A 23,774-nucleotide genomic window follows, 5' to 3' on the forward strand; every position below is an offset into this window, starting at 1 on the left:
TGAGCCTATTTAAGCGATATTTTCTTTCCTTGTTCAGGGAAAATAAAATTGACTGCGTATTTGTTGTTTTCTAATAATTCTTTCTTAATAGTTGCTATAGCAGTACCACTAGGCTTTAGATGTGTTATTACTATATTCATTTCTTTAAGATTATTTTCCCCTACATATTTTGCAAGATTATCTAATTCTTCATTTAGTAACTTAGGTGTTAAATGTCCAAAAAGCTTATCTTCTGCTTGACTATTTGGAAAAGAAACTTCGATTAATATCGTTTTCAGATTCTTATTAATTACTAGGGGAGATATATATTCCCAAATATAGTTAAGCTTTGTTGTTTTTTCTACTCTATCAGCTCCTGTATCTCCGAAGTATAAAATGTATTCATCATTGTTTTTTACTAGTATAGCTGAACTTAGTTGAGGATTGACATGACTTAGTTCAAAAACTTCTGCTGATAAAGTGGTGTTTTCTATATTGAATGATTGTGAAGGCTTTACTCTCGTATAAGTGTATTTACCTAAAACTGGTTTCTCTCCTTCATTTCCAAAATTTGTCCATGAAGCATTAGTGAAATAATTATTCTTAAAAATATCGATTACAAAAGGAAGTGCATAGATTGGCTTGTTAGAGTCTTCAGGTGAGTTAATGATTAATCCTGATAGGTGATCTAAATGCCCGTGTGAAATAAAATAACCTTTTATATAATCGCGTAATACTGTACTATTATTCACATTAAATGTCTTTTCACTAATAGCTTTGTTGATTCCAGTATGTATTGTTCCGGCGTCTAAAGCTAGATAACTATTTGTGTTTTCTACGCCTATTAGATAAGAAGAAAGGTTGCTTTCATCTCCACCACCGTATATACCTAGTGGGATAATCTCTAACTTCTGCGAGAAGCAAAATGTACTAGATAGTAATGCTAAGCTTAATATTAATTTTCTCATTGTGTTAATTGATATTTTGTGCAAATGTACTACAGCTCTAAGGAATACTCCCATTATGTACATTGATTATTATATCTATAGCAATATTTATATTAAGTTATTCTATTAACTATTCTTTAATCACTTCTAATACTCGTTTTATTTGATCAGATTTATGTAGTGTTAAGCGCACAATACTATCCTTTGTAGCTATTAAGTCATGTGGTATACTAGGTTCTAACGCGATTAGACTACCTTCAGATAAGTGATGGGGTTGACCTTCAACGCCGAAAGTGATAGCGCCTCTTACTATTTCTACTACGATAGGAAATGATGTTTTGTGTTCTTTCATTTCTTGTCCTTCTCTAAAAACAATTCTTATCTCTTTAGAAAAATCATTGTCAACTAGAATTTTTATAGCTGGCTTTTTATCGCCATATTCGATGTTCTCTACTAAATTTTCGATATGTATCATAATGTTTAAGATTATGGTTAATGAGTTTAAATTTACGGTTTTTAAATATGATATTAAGCGTTTGGTTAATGTTTTTTATATTGATATTCAGGAAGGTAATCGGAAGATCTGTTAATTTTGTATTATAGCGTAAGAAAGGTTGTTTATTTTAATCTTATCTTGTGTGGAATCAATTAAACATAAATAAAATGAACCTAAATATACCTTACTCATTTCTTGATTTAGCCATTATTGGCGAGAACAGGTCAACCACAGATACATTATATGACGTTTTAAAAGTAGCTCAGCATATAGAACACTGTGGGTTTAATCGATTATGGGTAGCCGAACATCATAATATGCCTCATATTGCATCTTCAGCCACTTCTGTATTGATTGGTTATCTTGCTGGTGGAACCAAAACTATTCGTGTTGGTTCAGGAGGAATAATGTTACCTAATCATTCTTCTTTAGTGATAGCTGAACAGTTTGGAACACTTGAAGCTCTTTATCCTAATAGAATTGATTTGGGATTAGGTAGGGCTCCAGGTACTGATCAGGCGACTGCCTTGGCTTTAAGACGCAATGATTTTAATGCAGCGAATTACTTTCCACAACAGATTGAGGAATTAAAAACTTATTTTAAGGTGAACGAAGGAGCTAAAGTTAGATCTTTTCCTGGGGAAGGATGTGATATTCCTATGTGGATTTTAGGTTCTAGTACTGATAGTGCTTACTTGGCAGCAGAGTTAGGAATGCCTTATGCTTTTGCTAGCCATTTTGCTCCTGATCATTTAGTTCAAGCAGCAGCTATTTATAGAAAGAATTTTGTTCCTTCTGTTCAATATGCAAAACCTTATTTTATGCCTTGTGTTAATGTTATAGTTGCCGATACTAATGAAGAGGCTGACAGATTAGCTACCTCTTTTTATAAAATGTTCTTAGGTATTATTAGAAATGACAGAAAGCCTCTTCAGAAACCATATGATTCAATGCAGGGTAATTGGACAGATTATGAAGAATATATTGTTCGTCAAAAAACATATTATTCTTATATAGGTGATAAAGAGTATGTGAAACAAGGTTTAAAAGAGTTGTTTAGCGCAATTGAGATTGATGAAATCATGATTACGACTCCTGTATATAATACAGATGATAGAATTAAAAGTGTAGAATTGTTTTCAGAGTTAATGAAGTACAATATTTAAAGATCAGATAGTTTTTAACTTCAATATATATTAAATAAGACCCCGAAGCTATTCGCTTCGGGTTTTTTTATGCATTTTAGTGAACAGCAGTCTCTTCAACACTTCGTCAATACTTCTTCAAGAGTTTTTCAATAAAAGGCTCTTCTATCAGAGTAATCTTGTAGGAATGTTGAAGAAGTGTTGAAGGAGAGGGTATAGAGGTAGATGTTTGTTGGGCTTAGGAGGTATTAGGCAATTTATAGGGAAATAGTAGAGATATGTATTAATAACTGAAAAACAATTAGTTATAAATTTAAACACACATAATGAGAACGAAAAAAGCATATTACTTTTTGTCCAAAATCTAGGTAGAAGGTTAAAATAGAAGAGATTAACAGAAAAAAGTAGCTGTAAACAATACAATAAACGTACATATTAAGAAATAGACACAGCCCAAAACAAGAAAGTAAGGTACAAAGAATCAAAAACACGTTATATAAGAGGTATTCGCATTTCTATCTATATATAAGAGTAAAGAAAGAATTTAAAATCTCAATATTTAACTACAATAGGTATTACAGCCTCAGGACGCGATATAATAGAAAGCAACCAAAACAAGCACACTATATATAAGAGTACACTATAATATATAGACTACAACACCAAAACCGCTATCAGAAGCACATCCACAAGAGAAAACCAGAAAACACTAAAAAAACTTTACTAGCTAAAACGTCGGATAATAGCGAGTTATAAAATACTTTCAAAAAAAGGCAATATAAAGTTTGCAAGTAAAGGAAAAGATGCTACTTTTGCATCCGCATTAGAGAAGTAGTTACCACGGTAACTAGGGATCGAAAAGCAGACGATCATATAAAAATAGTGAAGCAAGTATTACTTAAAAATAGTTTTAAAAATTTATAAAAATAAATTTGGATAACAATAAAATAAGGTAGTATCTTTGCAGTCCGCTTCAGTAAAAACGAGGGGTTAGCGAAAAAGAGGGATTAAATTTTCTTAAAATAAATTTTGCTAATTCAAATAAGTTTTTTACTTTTGCACTCGCTTTGAAACAGAAGTGATAAATACTAGAAGAATACGTTCATAGACATATTGGATTGACAGCATACAAATAAGAGAGTAAGGCAAATCGCAAGATTTGGATTATAGTTTTTAATTTACGAAATTAAAAATATACGATGAAGAGTTTGATCCTGGCTCAGGATGAACGCTAGCGGCAGGCCTAACACATGCAAGTCGAGGGGTAGAAGAGGCTTGCTTCTTTGAGACCGGCGCACGGGTGAGTAACGCGTATGCAACCTACCTTATACAGGGGAATAGCCCGAAGAAATTCGGATTAATGCTCCATGGTTTATTGATGTGGCATCACATTAATAATAAAGATTTATCGGTATAAGATGGGCATGCGTATCATTAGCTAGTTGGTATGGTAACGGCATACCAAGGCGATGATGATTAGGGGTCCTGAGAGGGAGATCCCCCACACTGGTACTGAGACACGGACCAGACTCCTACGGGAGGCAGCAGTGAGGAATATTGGTCAATGGAGGCAACTCTGAACCAGCCATGCCGCGTGCAGGATGACGGTCCTATGGATTGTAAACTGCTTTTGTACGGGAAGAAACCTCTCTACGAGTAGAGACTTGACGGTACCGTAAGAATAAGGATCGGCTAACTCCGTGCCAGCAGCCGCGGTAATACGGAGGATCCGAGCGTTATCCGGAATTATTGGGTTTAAAGGGTTCGTAGGCGGCTTTGTAAGTCAGTGGTGAAATTTCCTAGCTTAACTAGGACACGGCCATTGATACTGCAGAGCTTGAATAATATGGAAGTAACTAGAATATGTAGTGTAGCGGTGAAATGCTTAGATATTACATGGAATACCAATTGCGAAGGCAGGTTACTACGTATTTATTGACGCTGATGAACGAAAGCGTGGGTAGCGAACAGGATTAGATACCCTGGTAGTCCACGCCGTAAACGATGGATACTAGCTGTTCGGATTTCGGTCTGAGTGGCTAAGCGAAAGTGATAAGTATCCCACCTGGGGAGTACGTTCGCAAGAATGAAACTCAAAGGAATTGACGGGGGCCCGCACAAGCGGTGGAGCATGTGGTTTAATTCGATGATACGCGAGGAACCTTACCAGGGCTTAAATGTAGATTGACAGATTTGGAAACAGATTTTTCTTCGGACAATTTACAAGGTGCTGCATGGTTGTCGTCAGCTCGTGCCGTGAGGTGTCAGGTTAAGTCCTATAACGAGCGCAACCCCTATTGTTAGTTACCAGCGCGTTAAGGCGGGGACTCTAGCAAGACTGCCGGTGCAAACCGTGAGGAAGGTGGGGATGACGTCAAATCATCACGGCCCTTACGTCCTGGGCTACACACGTGCTACAATGGCAAGTACAGAAAGCAGCTACCTGGCAACAGGATGCGAATCTCCAAAGCTTGTCTCAGTTCGGATCGGAGTCTGCAACTCGACTCCGTGAAGCTGGAATCGCTAGTAATCGGATATCAGCCATGATCCGGTGAATACGTTCCCGGGCCTTGTACACACCGCCCGTCAAGCCATGGAAGCTGGGGGTACCTGAAGTCGGTGACCGCAAGGAGCTGCCTAGGGTAAAACTGGTAACTAGGGCTAAGTCGTAACAAGGTAGCCGTACCGGAAGGTGCGGCTGGAACACCTCCTTTCTAGAGAATAATTAGGATTATAATAACTTTACTCTCGCTGTTAATACCAAAAAAAAAGATACAAACAATAAGTATAGAGTCTCGTAGCTCAGCTGGTTAGAGTACTACACTGATAATGTAGGGGTCGGCAGTTCGAGTCTGCCCGGGACTACTAAATACTTAAGGTTATGTATTAAAAGGAAATACTAGAGGTTAGCTAACCGTTTTTGTGGTAGTGATACCGATAGAAAAAACGGGGGATTAGCTCAGCTGGCTAGAGCGCCTGCCTTGCACGCAGGAGGTCATCGGTTCGACTCCGATATTCTCCACTAGGCTTTAAAAGCCAAAACGATCATTGACATATTGATAACTTAACTAACAAAAATAAAGTTAGAAAAGAATACAAACAAGATATAGAAATATATTAAAATTTATAGAAAGTACGATTCGAAAGAATTGTAAGCACATAAGCAAAATAAGGGCGTATGGGGAATGCCTAGGCTCTCAGAGGCGAAGAAGGACGTGATAAGCTGCGAAAAGCTACGGGGATCGGCACACACGAATTGATCCGTAGATATCCGAATGGGGCAACCCACTATGTTGAAGACATAGTATCCAATAAGGAGGCGAACCCGCTGAACTGAAACATCTAAGTAGGCGGAGGAGAAGAAAACAAAAGTGATTCCGCAAGTAGTGGCGAGCGAACGCGGAATAGCCCAAACCAAAGTTGTTACGGCAATTTTGGGGTTGTAGGACCACGATATTTCTTGCGGATTGAATTAGAACTACTTGGAAAGGTAGACCGTAGAGGGTGATAGTCCCGTATAAGTAAGAGAAGATAAGAATAGTGGTATCCTGAGTAGGTCGGGGCACGTGAAACCTTGATTGAATCCGGCGGGACCATCCGCCAAGGCTAAATACTCCTGAGAGACCGATAGTGAACCAGTACCGTGAGGGAAAGGTGAAAAGAACCGTGAATAACGGAGTGAAATAGATCCTGAAACCATACGCCTACAAGCGGTCGGAGCTTCTACGTGAAGTGACGGCGTGCCTTTTGCATAATGAGCCTACGAGTTACCGTTGCTGGCAAGGATAAGTGATTAAGTCATGGATCCGTAGCGAAAGCGAGTCTTAATAGGGCGCTTTAGTCAGTAGTGGTAGACGCGAAACCGTGTGATCTACCCATGGGCAGGTTGAAGTTTAGGTAACACTAAATGGAGGACCGAACCGTTTAACGCTGAAAAGTTTTCGGATGACCTGTGGGTAGGGGTGAAAGGCCAATCAAACTCGGAAATAGCTCGTACTCCCCGAAATGCATTTAGGTGCAGCGATAGTCGATAGTTACTTAGAGGTAGAGCTACTGATTGGATGCGGGGGCTTCACCGCCTACCAATTCCTGACAAACTCCGAATGCTAAGTAATGATACCTATCAGTGAGGGCATGGGTGCTAAGGTCCATGTCCGAGAGGGAAAGAACCCAGACCATCAGCTAAGGTCCCCAAATGTATACTAAGTTGAAATAACGCGGTTTGATTGCCCAGACAGCTAGGATGTTGGCTTGGAAGCAGCCATTCATTTAAAGAGTGCGTAACAGCTCACTAGTCGAGCGATCGAGCATGGATAATAATCGGGCATAAGTATACTACCGAAGCTATGGATTTTCGCATCATATGCGAGAGTGGTAGGGGAGCATTCTAACGGGGTAGAAGGTGATTTGTGAGAATTGCTGGACCTTTTAGAAAAGAAAATGTAGGCATAAGTAACGATAAGGGGTGCGAGAAACACCCCCGCCGTAAGACTAAGGATTCCTGAGCTATGCTAATCAGCTTAGGGTTAGTCGGGACCTAAGGCACACCCGAAGGGGGACGTCGATGGCCAACGGGTTAATATTCCCGTACTACTTATAATTGTGATGGAGTGACACAGTGATGAAAGCACCGCGAACTGACGGAATAGTTCGTTGAAGCACGTACCTATTGGTTTGATAGTAAAATGCGTCAGACTAGGAGAAATGCGATAGTACTTTGCGTCTTCGGACAACGAGATAGTGTGCCTAAGGGCTGTCAAGAAAAGCTTCTAAACTTAGATTATAAGTACCCGTACCGTAAACCGACACAGGTAGTCGAGGAGAGTATCCTAAGGCGCTCGAGAGATTCATGGCTAAGGAACTAGGCAAAATAGACCTGTAACTTCGGGAGAAAGGTCGCCAGCAGCAATGCTGGCCGCAGTGAAAAGGTCCAGGCGACTGTTTATCAAAAACACAGGGCTCTGCAAAATCGTAAGATGAAGTATAGGGCCTGACACCTGCCCGGTGCTGGAAGGTTAAGAGGAGATGTTATAGATGAGCAATTGTTTAGAAGCATTGAATTGAAGCCCCAGTAAACGGCGGCCGTAACTATAACGGTCCTAAGGTAGCGAAATTCCTTGTCGGGTAAGTTCCGACCTGCACGAATGGTGTAACGATCTGGACACTGTCTCAGCCATGAGCTCGGTGAAATTGTAGTATCGGTGAAGATGCCGATTACCCGCAGTGGGACGAAAAGACCCTGTGCACCTTTACTATAGCTTAGTATTGTTCTTGGATAAGTGATGTGTAGGATAGGTGGGAGACTGTGAAATGGCGTCGCTAGGCGTTGTGGAGTCATTGTTGAAATACCACCCTTTGCTTATTTGAGATCTAACTCCGCGATTGTGGAGGACATTGCTTGGTGGGTAGTTTGACTGGGGTGGTCGCCTCCAAAAGAGTAACGGAGGCTTCTAAAGGTTCCCTCAGCACGCTTGGTAACCGTGCGTAGAGTGCAATGGTATAAGGGAGCTTGACTGAGAGACATACAGGTCGATCAGGTACGAAAGTAGAGCATAGTGATCCGGTGGTTCCGCATGGAAGGGCCATCGCTCAAAGGATAAAAGGTACGCCGGGGATAACAGGCTGATCTCCCCCAAGAGCTCATATCGACGGGGGGGTTTGGCACCTCGATGTCGGCTCGTCACATCCTGGGGCTGGAGAAGGTCCCAAGGGTTGGGCTGTTCGCCCATTAAAGTGGCACGCGAGCTGGGTTCAGAACGTCGTGAGACAGTTCGGTCTCTATCTACTGTGGGCGTTAGAAATTTGAGTGGATCTGAATCTAGTACGAGAGGACCGATTTGGACCAACCTCTAGTGCATCTGTTGTCTCGCCAGGGGCATCGCAGAGTAGCTACGTTGGGAAGGGATAAGCGCTGAAAGCATATAAGTGCGAAACCCACCACAAGATGAGATTTCTTTAAAGGGTCGTTGGAGATTACAACGTTGATAGGCTATAGATGTAAAGGCAGTAATGTCAGAGTCGAGTAGTACTAATAACCCGTAAGCTTATGTGTACTCCCCTTGTTTAATACAAGGGGAGGGCAACTTTCTAAAACACAAACGCTTGTATTCAAAAAAAGTCTAACAAAGTAGTTAAGGCATATCAATATAGTTCAAAAATATTAGTTACGTCAATGTAACAACCGATTTAAGGTGGTTATTGCAGCGGGGCTCACCTCTATCCATTTCGAACAGAGAAGTTAAGCCCGCTAGCGCAGATGGTACTGCTAACCAGTGGGAGAGTATGTCGCCGCCTTTCTTTAGAGATCCTCGCTGATTTTCTAGCGAGGATTTTTTATCTAAACACATTTTTATTGTAAATAGAGTAAAAAACTTTAAATAAATAGTCAGATTTATTTTGATTATAAGAAATAAAGTTTTACTTTTGCACTCGCTTTGAAACAGAAGTGAGATAGGATAGAAGAATACGTTCATAGACATATTGGATTGACAGCATACAAATAAGAGAGTAAGGCAAATCGCAAGATTTGGATTATAGTTTTTAATTTACGAAATTAAAAATATACGATGAAGAGTTTGATCCTGGCTCAGGATGAACGCTAGCGGCAGGCCTAACACATGCAAGTCGAGGGGTAGAAGAGGCTTGCTTCTTTGAGACCGGCGCACGGGTGAGTAACGCGTATGCAACCTACCTTATACAGGGGAATAGCCCGAAGAAATTCGGATTAATGCTCCATGGTTTATTGATGTGGCATCACATTAATAATAAAGATTTATCGGTATAAGATGGGCATGCGTATCATTAGCTAGTTGGTATGGTAACGGCATACCAAGGCGACGATGATTAGGGGTCCTGAGAGGGAGATCCCCCACACTGGTACTGAGACACGGACCAGACTCCTACGGGAGGCAGCAGTGAGGAATATTGGTCAATGGAGGCAACTCTGAACCAGCCATGCCGCGTGCAGGATGACGGTCCTATGGATTGTAAACTGCTTTTGTACGGGAAGAAACCTCTCTACGAGTAGAGACTTGACGGTACCGTAAGAATAAGGATCGGCTAACTCCGTGCCAGCAGCCGCGGTAATACGGAGGATCCGAGCGTTATCCGGAATTATTGGGTTTAAAGGGTTCGTAGGCGGCTTTGTAAGTCAGTGGTGAAATTTCCTAGCTTAACTAGGACACGGCCATTGATACTGCAGAGCTTGAATAATATGGAAGTAACTAGAATATGTAGTGTAGCGGTGAAATGCTTAGATATTACATGGAATACCAATTGCGAAGGCAGGTTACTACGTATTTATTGACGCTGATGAACGAAAGCGTGGGTAGCGAACAGGATTAGATACCCTGGTAGTCCACGCCGTAAACGATGGATACTAGCTGTTCGGATTTCGGTCTGAGTGGCTAAGCGAAAGTGATAAGTATCCCACCTGGGGAGTACGTTCGCAAGAATGAAACTCAAAGGAATTGACGGGGGCCCGCACAAGCGGTGGAGCATGTGGTTTAATTCGATGATACGCGAGGAACCTTACCAGGGCTTAAATGTAGATTGACAGATTTGGAAACAGATTTTTCTTCGGACAATTTACAAGGTGCTGCATGGTTGTCGTCAGCTCGTGCCGTGAGGTGTCAGGTTAAGTCCTATAACGAGCGCAACCCCTATTGTTAGTTACCAGCGCGTTAAGGCGGGGACTCTAGCAAGACTGCCGGTGCAAACCGTGAGGAAGGTGGGGATGACGTCAAATCATCACGGCCCTTACGTCCTGGGCTACACACGTGCTACAATGGCAAGTACAGAAAGCAGCTACCTGGCAACAGGATGCGAATCTCCAAAGCTTGTCTCAGTTCGGATCGGAGTCTGCAACTCGACTCCGTGAAGCTGGAATCGCTAGTAATCGGATATCAGCCATGATCCGGTGAATACGTTCCCGGGCCTTGTACACACCGCCCGTCAAGCCATGGAAGCTGGGGGTACCTGAAGTCGGTGACCGCAAGGAGCTGCCTAGGGTAAAACTGGTAACTAGGGCTAAGTCGTAACAAGGTAGCCGTACCGGAAGGTGCGGCTGGAACACCTCCTTTCTAGAGAATAATTAGGATTATAATAACTTTACTCTCGCTGTTAATACCAAAAAAAAAGATACAAACAATAAGTATAGAGTCTCGTAGCTCAGCTGGTTAGAGTACTACACTGATAATGTAGGGGTCGGCAGTTCGAGTCTGCCCGGGACTACTAAATACTTATGCGTATGTATTAAAAGGAAATACTAGAGGTTAGCTAACCGTTTTGTGGTAGTGATACCGATAGAAAAATACGGGGGATTAGCTCAGCTGGCTAGAGCGCCTGCCTTGCACGCAGGAGGTCATCGGTTCGACTCCGATATTCTCCACTAGGCTTTAAAAGCCAAAACGATCATTGACATATTGATAACTTAACTAACAAATAAAGTTAGAAAAGAATACAAACAAGATATAGAAATATATTAAAATTTATAGAAAGTACGATTCGAAAGAATTGTAAGCACATAAGCAAAATAAGGGCGTATGGGGAATGCCTAGGCTCTCAGAGGCGAAGAAGGACGTGATAAGCTGCGAAAAGCTACGGGGATCGGCACACACGAATTGATCCGTAGATATCCGAATGGGGCAACCCACTATGTTGAAGACATAGTATCCAATAAGGAGGCGAACCCGCTGAACTGAAACATCTAAGTAGGCGGAGGAGAAGAAAACAAAAGTGATTCCGCAAGTAGTGGCGAGCGAACGCGGAATAGCCCAAACCAAAGTTGTTACGGCAATTTTGGGGTTGTAGGACCACGATATTTCTTTCGGATTGAATTAGAACTACTTGGAAAGGTAGACCATAGAGGGTGATAGTCCCGTATAAGTAAGAGAAGATAAGAATAGTGGTATCCTGAGTAGGTCGGGGCACGTGAAACCTTGATTGAATCCGGCGGGACCATCCGCCAAGGCTAAATACTCCTGAGAGACCGATAGTGAACCAGTACCGTGAGGGAAAGGTGAAAAGAACCGTGAATAACGGAGTGAAATAGATCCTGAAACCATACGCCTACAAGCGGTCGGAGCTTCTACGTGAAGTGACGGCGTGCCTTTTGCATAATGAGCCTACGAGTTACCGTTGCTGGCAAGGATAAGTGATTAAGTCATGGATCCGTAGCGAAAGCGAGTCTTAATAGGGCGCTTTAGTCAGTAGTGGTAGACGCGAAACCGTGTGATCTACCCATGGGCAGGTTGAAGTTTAGGTAACACTAAATGGAGGACCGAACCGTTTAACGCTGAAAAGTTTTCGGATGACCTGTGGGTAGGGGTGAAAGGCCAATCAAACTCGGAAATAGCTCGTACTCCCCGAAATGCATTTAGGTGCAGCGATAGTCGATAGTTACTTAGAGGTAGAGCTACTGATTGGATGCGGGGGCTTCACCGCCTACCAATTCCTGACAAACTCCGAATGCTAAGTAATGATACCTATCAGTGAGGGCATGGGTGCTAAGGTCCATGTCCGAGAGGGAAAGAACCCAGACCATCAGCTAAGGTCCCCAAATGTATACTAAGTTGAAATAACGCGGTTTGATTGCCCAGACAGCTAGGATGTTGGCTTGGAAGCAGCCATTCATTTAAAGAGTGCGTAACAGCTCACTAGTCGAGCGATCGAGCATGGATAATAATCGGGCATAAGTATACTACCGAAGCTATGGATTTTCGCATCATATGCGAGAGTGGTAGGGGAGCATTCTAACGGGGTAGAAGGTGATTTGTGAGAATTGCTGGACCTTTTAGAAAAGAAAATGTAGGCATAAGTAACGATAAGGGGTGCGAGAAACACCCCCGCCGTAAGACTAAGGATTCCTGAGCTATGCTAATCAGCTTAGGGTTAGTCGGGACCTAAGGCACACCCGAAGGGGGACGTCGATGGCCAACGGGTTAATATTCCCGTACTACTTATAATTGTGATGGAGTGACACAGTGATGAAAGCACCGCGAACTGACGGAATAGTTCGTTGAAGCACGTACCTATTGGTTTGATAGTAAAATGCGTCAGACTAGGAGAAATGCGATAGTACTTTGCGTCTTCGGACAACGAGATAGTGTGCCTAAGGGCTGTCAAGAAAAGCTTCTAAACTTAGATTATAAGTACCCGTACCGTAAACCGACACAGGTAGTCGAGGAGAGTATCCTAAGGCGCTCGAGAGATTCATGGCTAAGGAACTAGGCAAAATAGACCTGTAACTTCGGGAGAAAGGTCGCCAGCAGCAATGCTGGCCGCAGTGAAAAGGTCCAGGCGACTGTTTATCAAAAACACAGGGCTCTGCAAAATCGTAAGATGAAGTATAGGGCCTGACACCTGCCCGGTGCTGGAAGGTTAAGAGGAGATGTTATAGATGAGCAATTGTTTAGAAGCATTGAATTGAAGCCCCAGTAAACGGCGGCCGTAACTATAACGGTCCTAAGGTAGCGAAATTCCTTGTCGGGTAAGTTCCGACCTGCACGAATGGTGTAACGATCTGGACACTGTCTCAGCCATGAGCTCGGTGAAATTGTAGTATCGGTGAAGATGCCGATTACCCGCAGTGGGACGAAAAGACCCTGTGCACCTTTACTATAGCTTAGTATTGTTCTTGGATAAGTGATGTGTAGGATAGGTGGGAGACTGTGAAATGGCGTCGCTAGGCGTTGTGGAGTCATTGTTGAAATACCACCCTTTGCTTATTTGAGATCTAACTCCGCGATTGTGGAGGACATTGCTTGGTGGGTAGTTTGACTGGGGTGGTCGCCTCCAAAAGAGTAACGGAGGCTTCTAAAGGTTCCCTCAGCACGCTTGGTAACCGTGCGTAGAGTGCAATGGTATAAGGGAGCTTGACTGAGAGACATACAGGTCGATCAGGTACGAAAGTAGAGCATAGTGATCCGGTGGTTCCGCATGGAAGGGCCATCGCTCAAAGGATAAAAGGTACGCCGGGGATAACAGGCTGATCTCCCCCAAGAGCTCATATCGACGGGGGGGTTTGGCACCTCGATGTCGGCTCGTCACATCCTGGGGCTGGAGAAGGTCCCAAGGGTTGGGCTGTTCGCCCATTAAAGTGGCACGCGAGCTGGGTTCAGAACGTCGTGAGACAGTTCGGTCTCTATCTACTGTGGGCGTTAGAAATTTGAGTGGATCTGAATCTAGTACGAGAGGACCGATTTGGACCAACCTCTAGTGCATCTGTTGTCTCGCCAGGGGCATCGCAGAGTAGCTACGTTGGGAAGGGATAAGCGCTGAAAGCATATAAGTGCGAAACCCACCACAAGATGAGATTTCTTTAAAGGGTCGTTGGAGATTACAACGTTGATAGGCTATAGATGTAAAGGCAGTAATGTCAGAGTCGAGTAGTACTAATAACCCGTAAGCTTATGTGTACTCCCCTTGTTTAATACAAGGGGAGGGCAACTTTCTAAATATGTATTCAAAAAAAGTCTAACAAAGTAGTTAAGGCATATCAATATAGTTCAAAAATATTAGTTACGTCAATGTAACAACCGATTTAAGGTGGTTATTGCAGCGGGGCTCACCTCTATCCATTTCGAACAGAGAAGTTAAGCCCGCTAGCGCAGATGGTACTGCTAACCAGTGGGAGAGTATGTCGCCGCCTTTCTTTAGAATCCCCAATCTCGTATGAGGTTGGGGATTTTTTGTTTTATAAGGTTTCTCATATTGTAAAAAGATATTTTGTTTTAGAAAATAATTCACTTTTCTCTGTAACGTTTTGTAATTTGTTATACTTACTATGTGTAAAACAAACTTCTATTAGAATTATGAAACGTTTATCTTTAATTTATTTTATTTCTTTTTTTACCGTTGCACTAAGTGTTGCACAATCATTACCTCATAAAACGATTCTTTGGGAGGTCAGTGGCAATGGTTTAACACAGTCTTCTTACGTTTTAGGCACATTTCATATTCTTTGTGAGGAAGATTTACTTGTAAGTGATAAGGTACAACGTGCTATAAGCTCAACTAATCGGCTTGCATTAGAAGTAAATTTAACTGATCCTAATGAATTGAAGGATCTTCAATCCTTAATGATTTCTGAAAAACTCTGGTCTGATCAGCTGAATAGAGAGGAAATACTAGAGCTAAAGACTATCTTGAAAGATGAGTATGGAAGGGAATTAGCAGAGGTAGACAATATGTCAACAATGGGATTGATGAGTTTGATAATAGCAAAAACAATTACTTGTTCTGCGAAAGGTTATGATATGGAAGTACTTGCTTTAGCAATGAAACAGGGTAAAGCTATTGTTGGATTAGAACATTTAAAAGACCAAATTAGTTTAGTGAATAGTATGTTTAGTCCGCAAGAAATGATAGTACAGTTGGAACAGATTTCTGAGTATAAGAAAAACTTTGAAGAAATGAAAGATGCATTCTTAGCTGAGGATATTGAGTTAATGTATCAATATGGAACAGATTCCCAATTTATGACTCTAGAGAATAAGAAGGTTTTATTAGATAACCGTAATATTAACTGGGTAGATAAAATGCCTAAATTGATGAGTGATAAGTCAACTTTGTTTGCTGTCGGAAGTGCTCATTTAGCAGGTGAATTAGGAGTGTTAAATTTACTAATACTTAAAGGGTATACTGTTAATCCTGTATTGAACTAAATTTGTTTGTGTAGTGGATAAAGCTATAGAGAAAGAGTTTCTACTTAAAATCGATACCCATAAAGGCATATTGTATAAAGTCTCCCGTATGTATATGGACAGGCAAAGTGACCAAGAAGATTTGTATCAAGAGATTGTGTTGCAGCTATGGAAGTCTTATACTAATTTTCAAGGTAGTAGTCAATTCTCTACTTGGATGTATCGCGTAGCTGTGAATACGGCAATTACTTACTTTAAGAAAGATAAGAGGGTTACTGATAAGGTAAGTAGTTTAGGTGACAGTGAATTGAAATTACAAAGTTTAGAATGTGATATTGCAATAGAAGGACAAATAGATTATTTGTATAAAGCTATTTACCGATTAAATGATGTAGAGAAGGCCTTGATCTTTTTGTATTTGGAGGGGTTTTCTCATCAAGAGATAAGCTTGAACTTAGGTATTTCAGAGGGAAATGCTAGGGTGAAGTTGAATAGAACAAAGAATAAGTTACAAGAAATTATAAAAAGTCAAGGATATGAATTTTGATGATTTAGAGAAGTCATGGCAAGAGCAAGAAGCTCCTAATGTAAAAGTGAGTTCAAAGGATTTGGATGTAAAATCAAGTCGTTTGCCATTAGAAAAAATAAGAAAGAATGTTGTAAAAGACATTTGGGTTCAAGGCGTAAGCATAGTGTTTTTGGCTTTTTTACCTTTAGGTTATTCTTTATCTATAGAAAGTATGCGTTTTTATTACATTATATATTTTCTATTCGCAGTAATTACAATTTATTTTTTAGCCAAAATGTATTTGTTTTATCGCACTTCTGCATCATTTACAATGAATTCGAGAGATAGTTTGTATGAGGTTTACTTTAGTGTACGGATGTACATTCAACTATATGAAAATTTTTGTTATTCATTATTACCTTTTATCTGTGTGTTTATTCCACTTTTTGTAGGACTAAAAGAAGATGATTATTTTGATTTATTGCAAAATAAAGTATTTATCATAGCATTTATTATCTTTTTTATTTTGACTTTAGTGTTGGTTAAATATTGGATTAAAAAGCTTTATGGACAATATCTAACACAAATAGAGAATAATTTAAATTTGTTTAAAGAACAAGAATAAAAAAATCCTGACCTAAGTCGGGATTTTAAGTATTATATAGTTAGATAAACTTCTTTTTCTGTATGCGTACAGCGTTTAAGATAGCTAGTAATGCTACTCCTACATCTGCGAAGACTGCCTCCCACATAGTAGCTAAACCACCTGCACCTAATATAAGTACGATGACTTTAACTATTAGGGCTAATGCAATATTCTGTATTACTATTTTACGTGTTTCTCTACCAATATGCATAGCAGTAGCTATCTTAGAAGGTTGGTCTGTTTGTATTACAACGTCCGCTGTTTCGATGGCAGCATCACTTCCTAAAGCTCCCATAGCTATACCAACATCACTAAGTGCTAAAACGGGTGCGTCATTAATACCATCGCCAACAAATGCTATAGACATATTAGGGTACTCTTTCTTTAGTTTTTCTACTTGTTCAACCTTTCCTTCAGGAAGTAAACCTCCTACCGCTAAATCAATGTTCGTTTCTTTAGCGACCTTCTGTGTAATAGTGTTTTTATCACCACTTAACATTACAGTCTTCTTCACTCCCATTGATTTCATTAAAGCGATCGCTTCTTTAGAATCTACCTTTATTTGATCTGCGATAGTGATATATCCTACATATTCTTTATTTATAGCTACTACTACAATACTTTCTACTATATCATCTATCAATGAAGGGTAAGTTATGTTATAATGGCTTAAAAGCGCAGCATTACCTACTAGTACTTCTTTATTATCTACTTTTCCACTTAATCCTTTACCTGATATCTCGTGTACCTCTTCTGCCACCTTATTTGTAGGATAAGCCTCTACGATGGCCTTAGCAATAGGGTGAGTAGATTGTTTCTCTATAGCAGATACAATACTGACGAAGTCCTTTTGTTCAATAGTAGTTTCTACTTTCTGTACTTTAAAAACACCTTCAGTCAGTGTTCCTGTCTTATCCATCACCACGATGTCTAACTTAGCCATAAGTTCTAAGTAGTTTGATCCCTTAAATAGAATACCATTTTTAGATGCAGCTCCAATACCACCAAAATACCCTAATGGCACAGATATTACTAAAGCACATGGACAAGATATTACTAAAAATACTAATGCTCTACCTAACCAAGTTTGGAATATGTATTCATTTCCTAGTACGAAATACGGTATTATCGTTAATGCTACCGCCAAGAAGAATACAATAGGTGTATATATCTTAGCAAACTTTCTAATATATAATTCTGTTGTAGCTTTTCGGGCACTTGCTTCTTGTACCATTTCAAGAATTTTAGCAAGCGAACTATCTTGATATAGCTTAGTAGTCTTGACCTCTACTACATTCTGTAAGTTAATCATACCTGTTAGTACTGTCTCTCCTTTTTGATAAGTACTAGGTTTACTTTCTCCTGTAAGCGCAGAGGTATTAAAGCTACCTTTATCTGTTAACATTTCACCATCTAGAGGGATCTTTTCACCTACTTTAACCTGGATTTTTTCACCGATTTGTACTTCTTCAGGATTGACTACAGTATATTGATTATTCCTAAACACTGTTGCCTCATTAGGGCGTATATCTAGTAAAGCCTTAATATTACCTTTGGCTTTATTGACAGCACTTTCTTGAAACATTTCTCCTATAGTGTAGAAGATCATTACTGCAACCCCTTCAGGGTATTCACCTATAAAGAAAGCTCCTATTGTAGCGATTCCCATTAGAGAAAATTCATTAAAGAAATCAGCTTTAGCTCCTAGTTTTACAGCTTCTTTAAGTACAGGGAATGCAACGGGTAAATATGCAACTGCATACCATGCAAGCCTAAGGTTATTATTGTTTATAAACCACTCTGCTTTTAGAATATTAGCTAAAATAACTCCAACGAATAGCATTGCTAAACTAAAACCTACAAATAGCTTTGTGTTGCCATCACCATGAATATGATCGTGGTCGTGATTTTGGTTTTTATCGTTATGAGAGTGATTATGATTTGAATGTTCTTGACACATAACTCTATAGTTTTATTGATTTATTTGTAACAAATGTAGTAACATATAATCAGTATAAATAATCTTAAACTATGTTTGCAACGGTGTTGCATTAGTTATTAATCAACGTAATTCTTTTTAAATAAGTATATTAAGGGGAAACTCCTACAACACATCCATACTCCAAATGCTATCCATATACTATATAACTTAAAGCCAAAATAGTCTAAGATCACTAGAGTAGGTATAAAACCGCAGAATGTAGCAAATAGTAGATTGTTTCGCAGTACTTTAGCATCTCCCATTCCTTTAAATATTCCATCAAAGATATACGCTAAGGAATTGATAGGTTGCATAAACAGAACAAGCCAAAAGATACTTACGAATACTGTAATGACTTCTTGATCCTGATTAAATAGTAAACCTATTGATTTATAAAATAATGCACATAAACATATAAGTATCAGTGAGATTATGAAAGCATATCTACTGATATCTTTGCTCATAGTCCACATTGTCTTATAATTCTTTTGGCCAACTAATTTACCTGATATGGCGTTACCAGCACTAGCATAGCCATCTATAAAGAACGAAAAGAATAACCAAATATTCATTAGTATACTTTGAGCAGCAATATATTCTTTGCCATATCCAGTGGCATAAGCATTCGCTAAATATATAGCTAAGTTAAGTGTCGCAGTACGGATAATGAAGTTAAAGCTCATTATAATTAATGGCTTTAAAGAAGGATTGATTTTTTTTCGTATTGCTAAAGAGAAAGGAGTGTACTTAAAGAAGTAGTAGAATGCCATTATAAGCATTACTGTCTGGGCGATTACACTTGCATAAGCAGCACCTTTAATATGCATTGCAGGTAGTATTCCTTCTATTCCAAAAACGAAATAATAGGTAAGGATAACGTTTATGATTGCACCTGTCAGACTACATTTCATTGCCCACATTGTGTTTTGTAATCCTCTAAATACACCGTATAGTGCGAATGTTATCAATGTAAGGGGGAATCCCCAAGCTCTAATGAGATAGTAATCTTTAGCATAGGTTAGTAGTAATCCCTCTGCGTTATAAGCCGTAAATATTTCATTGACAAATAAAGTGGTAAAAATAAACAGTAGTATACTTAAGAGAAAGTTGAATAAGATTGCTTGCGGTACCAAGGTCTTCACTGCAAAGATGCGATTTGAACCTAAATGCTGTGATACTGTAGCTGATATAGATGTTTTAGTTTGGGCTACTATCCAGATAATAGCAGATAAGAAAGAACCAACTAATCCGACAGCACCTAAGGCTTCTACACTATTTTCTTTTAGATTACCTACTATAGCAATGTCAGTTAGGGATATTAATGATTCGGATACACCTGCGAATATAGCAGGTATAGCTAATTTATTAATGTCAGTAAAACTAATCTTGGTTTGCATATTGCTAATGGTCTATTAGGAAGCGCAAAGGTCGATTAAAAATCAGACAATAAAAAACCACCCCTACCTGGTATACAGATAGGGGTGGTAAAAAAAATGTCTCCTTAAATAATTAAAAGCGCATTCCTACACCAAAACCAATTAACATTGGATCTATTTTTACATCTGCAGGGATGTCTAATGTTTTACCTCCGTTTAAGTTTGAAGCATCAACAGTAACGTCTGTTTTCAAGAATAATTTTTTGAAGTCAACGTTAACGAAGAATTTTTCTGTAATGTTAATGTCAAAACCAAACTGGAATCCGTAACCAAATTTATTATCATACTTAATTCCATGTGCATCACCTGATTTTTCATTGTAGAAAATTGTATAGTTTACACCTGCTCCAACATAAGGTTTAAAGTACTCACCAAATTGGTGGTGGTATTGTACCATTAATGTTGGTGGTAGTAAGTATACACTTCCTAAGTTTAAATCTCCAACAGCAGTATTGTTTGCTGCTACAGTGTGTCTTGAAGTTCCTAAAATTAACTCTGCAGCAAGATGATCTGTGAAGAAGTAAGTAAAGTCTAATTCTGGGATAAAGTTATTATTTACATCGATTTCTCCACCGATAATACCTATATCTGCTCTGTTATGAGGGATAACACCTACTCCACGTAGACGCATTTGCCATTTATAATCTGTTTTTTCAGGTGCACTAGTTTTTTCTTGTGCGAAAGTAGAACCGCTCACAAATAATGCAGCTCCTAAAATTGAAAGTAGTAACTTTTTCATAATTGAGATTTTAAATTTCTACTGTAAAATTACTGTTAAATATATGTCGTAAATATGATTTTTATCATTTAAGTGAAAATTATTAAAATTTGTGTGTAAAAATTAGCTTAATTTTAAAAATATTATTTAATAATTTAAGTAGTGTAGGTTCTAAAATCATATAAGTGTGGTATTTTTGTAATTAAAATAGTTTATTTTTGTATTTAAGATGTTAAAATGATAAAAAATATGATTACATTAGTGATAGGTGCTTCTCTTAAGGAAGAAAGATATTCTAATAAAGCCATAAAGATGCTTAGAGAGTATAAACATACAGTCCTTGCTCATGGATTAAGAGAGGGATTGATTGAAGATGTTTTGGTTCAAAAAGATTGGATGGATTATGAAGATATAGATACTGTAACTTTATATCTAAATCCATCTCGCCAAGAAGAATTTTATGATGCTATTATTAAGTTAAACCCTAGACGCGTTATTTTTAACCCAGGAACAGAAAATAGTGAGTTTGTATCCTTATTATCTAACAATAATATTCAGTCAGAAGAGGCGTGTACTTTGGTGCTATTGCGTACTAATCAATATTAATAAAAGAGCGAGATCTTAGGTTAAATGACTTAAAATCTCGCTCTTTATATTTAATGTGAAGTTATATTCTTATTGAGTTATAGGTATTATTCTTTTTGTACTTATAAGTAGTAGGAGTATTACTGTGATTAATCCGTTTACTAGTATTAGTTCATTATCGAATATATATCCTCCTAATAAGGTAGCTGAGCTATTGCTTATCCACAGGGTTAAGAATGGTGCTATAATACAAATGATTGGTGTTAGCTTGTCTTTGACCTTTCTGTTGTTAAAAATAATAGCAAAGGCAAATAGACCTAATAATGGGCCATAAGTATAAGATGCTATCTTAAAAATCATACTTACTACTGAAGCATCATTAATAGCATTGAATAAAATAATAACGAGAAACATTAATAAAGAGAAGGCTAGATGTACTAACTTTCGCTTCCATACATTTGATTTATCTTCTTTCTTCTTATCCATCTGTAGAAAATCAATACAGAACGATGTCGTCAGTGCTGTTAATGCAGAGTCTGTAGTGGCAAATGTAGCTGCTGTTAATCCTAGTAAGAATACTATAGCTGGTATAGCGCTTAAGTAATTAAAAGCTATCTCAGGGAATAATAAATCTGTACGTGGTTTTCCTGATGCTAAGTCTAAGGGCACTTGTATCCCATATTTCTCAGCATAGATATATAATAATGCACCTACACCTAAGAAGAATAAATTAATCACTATAAAGATAGCTGTGAATGAATACATATTCTTTTGAGCCTCTTTAATGTTCTTACAACTTAGATTCTTTTGCATTAGATCTTGGTCTAAACCTACCATTGCTAATGTTACGAATATACCTCCGATGAACTGTTTTAAGAAATGATACTTAGAAGTGATGAAGTCTTCAAAGAAGAAAATCTTTGAATAGTTGCTATTCTTAATCGTTTCGAATGCTTCTACAGCTGATAGGTCAAGACTATGACAGATAAATATAATCGTGAAAATAACAGATGCTACTAAGAAGAATGTTTGTAATGTATCTGTTACGATGATTGTCTTTAGTCCTCCTTTATAAGTATAAGCATAGATCAGTAGTAATGCGATTAACACTGTAGCAAAGAACGGTATACCAAAGTAATCAAACACGTATCTCTGTAGTACGATTACCACTAGATATAGTCTAAATGCTGATCCTATCGTTCTACTTAATAAGAAGATAGATGCTGCTGATTTATAACTATAATGACCTAGTTTCTTCTCTATGTAGGTATATATAGAGACTAGATTGTATTTATAGTATAAGGGTAGAAGAATAGATGCTGTAAGTAAGAATCCTACAGCATTTCCTAATACAAATTGAAAATACTTAAACTGCTCTCCGTTAGGAGACCCAACTTCTCCAGGAACTGATATAAATGTTACTCCTGATAGAGCTGTACCTATCATTCCGAATGCTACTAGATACCATTTAGCATTTTTATTAGCACTAAAGAATGCATCGTTACTACTATCTTTTCTACTGATGTAATGGGATATAGCTATTAATATCCCAAAGTATATTATGATAATAGATATAATGGTTATTGGAGTCATATTAGTTGTTTATGATTTTAGGTATTAGGTCAAAAGTAATTCTTTTTTGTTAATTTTTATATCCAATTTAAAACACAGTTAACTAGATAGTAAAATATAGTTTATAACAACAAAATATGTGTGAGGCATTCTATTGAATACCTTTATTTGAATAGTTTATTTTTTATCTTTGCATCTATGGAATTTCCTTCAAAATTATTAGAAAAAGCTGTAGAAGAAGTATCGCAATTACCAGGAATAGGTAAACGTACCGCATTGCGTTTGATGTTGCATATTTTAAAACAACCAGAAGAACAAACACTTCATTTAGCAGAAGCATTGATGAAACTTAGAAAAGAGATTATCTTTTGTAAGAGCTGCCATAATATATCAGATTTAGAGATATGTGATATCTGTGCTAATGGTACACGTGATCATAGTACGATCTGTGTGGTAGAGGATGTACGTGATGTAATGGCACTTGAGAATACACAAATTTTTAAAGGTATTTATCACGTATTGGGAGGGAAGATTTCTCCGATAGATGGAGTGGGACCTAGTCAGTTAAACATCCAGTCACTGGTAGAAAAGGCAAAAGCAGGAGAAGTAAAAGAAATTATTTTTGCACTTAGTTCAACTATGGAAGGGGATACTACTAACTTTTATATTTATAAGCAAGTAAAAGATTATGATGTAATTACTTCTACTATCGCTAGAGGTATCGCAGTAGGAGACGAATTACAGTATGCAGATGAAGTAACATTAGGCCGTAGTTTAGTACATCGTGTCCCTTTTGAGAATGCATTTAAAGCTGTTTAAATAAGACAAAACTCTATTCGTTTATAGAAAAAAGCAATTAGTGAAATTCATTAATTGCTTTTTTTATGCCTTTAAGTGTATAGTTTGTTTTGGAGGAGGTATAAGAAATATAGGTAGCTGAGGATTTTATTATAGTATAGAAATAGATGTGGAGTGTATATAAATAGTGATTTAGTTATTTGTTTGGTTTTAACTTGTTGATTTATATTGTTTTATGATTTGTTTAGTAGAATTTTTTACAGTGTTTTATTTGGGTGGTCGGCTAGTGGTCGGCTGTTGATAGGCATATGGTCGGCTG

12 protein-coding genes, 4 tRNA genes and 6 rRNA genes are annotated in these 23,774 nt (G+C 38.5%); 16 read left to right on the forward strand and 6 right to left on the reverse strand.

The window, feature by feature from the left end; genetic code table 11:
- Window positions 1-5 precede the first annotated feature (5 nt).
- Window positions 6-947, reverse strand: a complete 942-nt coding sequence (locus LNQ81_RS09085; RefSeq protein WP_229946085.1) for an MBL fold metallo-hydrolase — start codon at window positions 945-947, stop codon at window positions 6-8.
- A 109-nt stretch (window positions 948-1,056) separates the two neighbouring features.
- The gene (locus tag LNQ81_RS09090) at window positions 1,057-1,398 is read right to left on the reverse strand and encodes a cupin domain-containing protein (protein WP_229949274.1); all 342 of its coding nucleotides are present in this window, start codon (window positions 1,396-1,398) and stop codon (window positions 1,057-1,059) included.
- Window positions 1,399-1,589: 191 nt separating this feature from the next.
- Here LNQ81_RS09090 and LNQ81_RS09095 point away from each other — a divergent pair, with 191 nt between their 5' ends.
- The 14 genes from LNQ81_RS09095 (at window position 1,590) to LNQ81_RS09160 (ending at window position 16,344) form a co-directional block, all read left to right on the forward strand.
- Window positions 1,590-2,588 carry an LLM class flavin-dependent oxidoreductase gene (locus tag LNQ81_RS09095; protein WP_229946087.1) on the forward strand — a complete coding sequence of 333 codons (999 nt, stop codon included), beginning with the start codon at window positions 1,590-1,592 and terminating at the stop codon, window positions 2,586-2,588.
- A 1,175-nt stretch (window positions 2,589-3,763) separates the two neighbouring features.
- A 16S ribosomal RNA gene (locus tag LNQ81_RS09100) occupies window positions 3,764-5,281 on the forward strand.
- Window positions 5,282-5,358: 77 nt separating this feature from the next.
- A tRNA-Ile gene (locus LNQ81_RS09105) sits at window positions 5,359-5,432 on the forward strand.
- Between the two features lie 83 nt (window positions 5,433-5,515).
- A tRNA-Ala gene (locus LNQ81_RS09110) sits at window positions 5,516-5,589 on the forward strand.
- A gap of 135 nt (window positions 5,590-5,724) precedes the next feature.
- A 23S ribosomal RNA gene (locus LNQ81_RS09115) occupies window positions 5,725-8,619 on the forward strand.
- A gap of 135 nt (window positions 8,620-8,754) precedes the next feature.
- A 5S ribosomal RNA gene (gene rrf / locus LNQ81_RS09120) occupies window positions 8,755-8,864 on the forward strand.
- A 266-nt stretch (window positions 8,865-9,130) separates the two neighbouring features.
- Window positions 9,131-10,648 (forward strand): 16S ribosomal RNA (locus LNQ81_RS09125).
- 77 nt (window positions 10,649-10,725) lie between these two features.
- Window positions 10,726-10,799 (forward strand) — tRNA-Ile (locus LNQ81_RS09130).
- A gap of 83 nt (window positions 10,800-10,882) precedes the next feature.
- A tRNA-Ala gene (locus tag LNQ81_RS09135) sits at window positions 10,883-10,956 on the forward strand.
- Between the two features lie 133 nt (window positions 10,957-11,089).
- Window positions 11,090-13,984, forward strand: a 23S ribosomal RNA gene (locus LNQ81_RS09140).
- A gap of 126 nt (window positions 13,985-14,110) precedes the next feature.
- Window positions 14,111-14,220: ribosomal RNA gene (rrf, locus tag LNQ81_RS09145) — 5S ribosomal RNA — on the forward strand.
- The 16S, 23S and 5S rRNA genes sit together here with 4 tRNA genes alongside, the layout of an rRNA operon.
- Window positions 14,221-14,380: 160 nt before the next feature.
- Window positions 14,381-15,232 carry a TraB/GumN family protein gene (locus LNQ81_RS09150; protein ID WP_229946088.1) on the forward strand — a complete coding sequence of 284 codons (852 nt, stop codon included), beginning with the start codon at window positions 14,381-14,383 and terminating at the stop codon, window positions 15,230-15,232.
- 88 nt (window positions 15,233-15,320) lie between these two features.
- Complete coding sequence (locus LNQ81_RS09155; protein WP_229949276.1) at window positions 15,321-15,758, forward strand: RNA polymerase sigma factor; 438 nt, start codon at window positions 15,321-15,323, stop codon at window positions 15,756-15,758.
- Window positions 15,748-16,344 carry a hypothetical protein gene (locus LNQ81_RS09160; protein WP_229946090.1) on the forward strand — a complete coding sequence of 199 codons (597 nt, stop codon included), beginning with the start codon at window positions 15,748-15,750 and terminating at the stop codon, window positions 16,342-16,344. The genes LNQ81_RS09155 and LNQ81_RS09160 overlap by 11 nt, the downstream gene beginning before the upstream one ends.
- Before the next feature lie 40 nt (window positions 16,345-16,384).
- Here LNQ81_RS09160 and LNQ81_RS09165 read toward each other — a convergent pair whose 3' ends face one another.
- From LNQ81_RS09165 to LNQ81_RS09175, 3 genes are all read right to left on the reverse strand, one after another.
- Window positions 16,385-18,325 carry a heavy metal translocating P-type ATPase gene (locus LNQ81_RS09165; protein WP_229946091.1) on the reverse strand — a complete coding sequence of 647 codons (1,941 nt, stop codon included), beginning with the start codon at window positions 18,323-18,325 and terminating at the stop codon, window positions 16,385-16,387.
- Between the two features lie 98 nt (window positions 18,326-18,423).
- Complete coding sequence (locus LNQ81_RS09170) at window positions 18,424-19,743, reverse strand: MATE family efflux transporter (RefSeq protein WP_229946093.1); 1,320 nt, start codon at window positions 19,741-19,743, stop codon at window positions 18,424-18,426.
- 112 nt (window positions 19,744-19,855) lie between these two features.
- Entirely contained in the window at window positions 19,856-20,521 is a 666-nt protein-coding gene (locus LNQ81_RS09175) for an OmpW/AlkL family protein (RefSeq protein WP_229946094.1), read from the reverse strand.
- 228 nt (window positions 20,522-20,749) lie between these two features.
- Between LNQ81_RS09175 and LNQ81_RS09180 the strand changes: the two genes are divergently transcribed.
- Complete coding sequence (locus LNQ81_RS09180) at window positions 20,750-21,106, forward strand: CoA-binding protein (protein WP_229946096.1); 357 nt, start codon at window positions 20,750-20,752, stop codon at window positions 21,104-21,106.
- A 69-nt stretch (window positions 21,107-21,175) separates the two neighbouring features.
- On the opposite strand, the gene LNQ81_RS09185 is transcribed toward LNQ81_RS09180, so the two are convergent.
- Complete coding sequence (locus tag LNQ81_RS09185) at window positions 21,176-22,678, reverse strand: sodium:solute symporter (RefSeq protein ID WP_229946097.1); 1,503 nt, start codon at window positions 22,676-22,678, stop codon at window positions 21,176-21,178.
- A 177-nt stretch (window positions 22,679-22,855) separates the two neighbouring features.
- Between LNQ81_RS09185 and recR the strand changes: the two genes are divergently transcribed.
- A complete protein-coding gene (gene recR, locus LNQ81_RS09190; protein WP_229946099.1) occupies window positions 22,856-23,476 on the forward strand; it encodes a recombination mediator RecR in 621 nt (206 codons plus the stop codon).
- The last annotated feature ends 298 nt before the right edge of the window (window positions 23,477-23,774 follow it).

It is taken from the genome of Myroides oncorhynchi, from assembly GCF_020905415.1.
Classification (GTDB): domain Bacteria; phylum Bacteroidota; class Bacteroidia; order Flavobacteriales; family Flavobacteriaceae; genus Flavobacterium; species Flavobacterium oncorhynchi_A.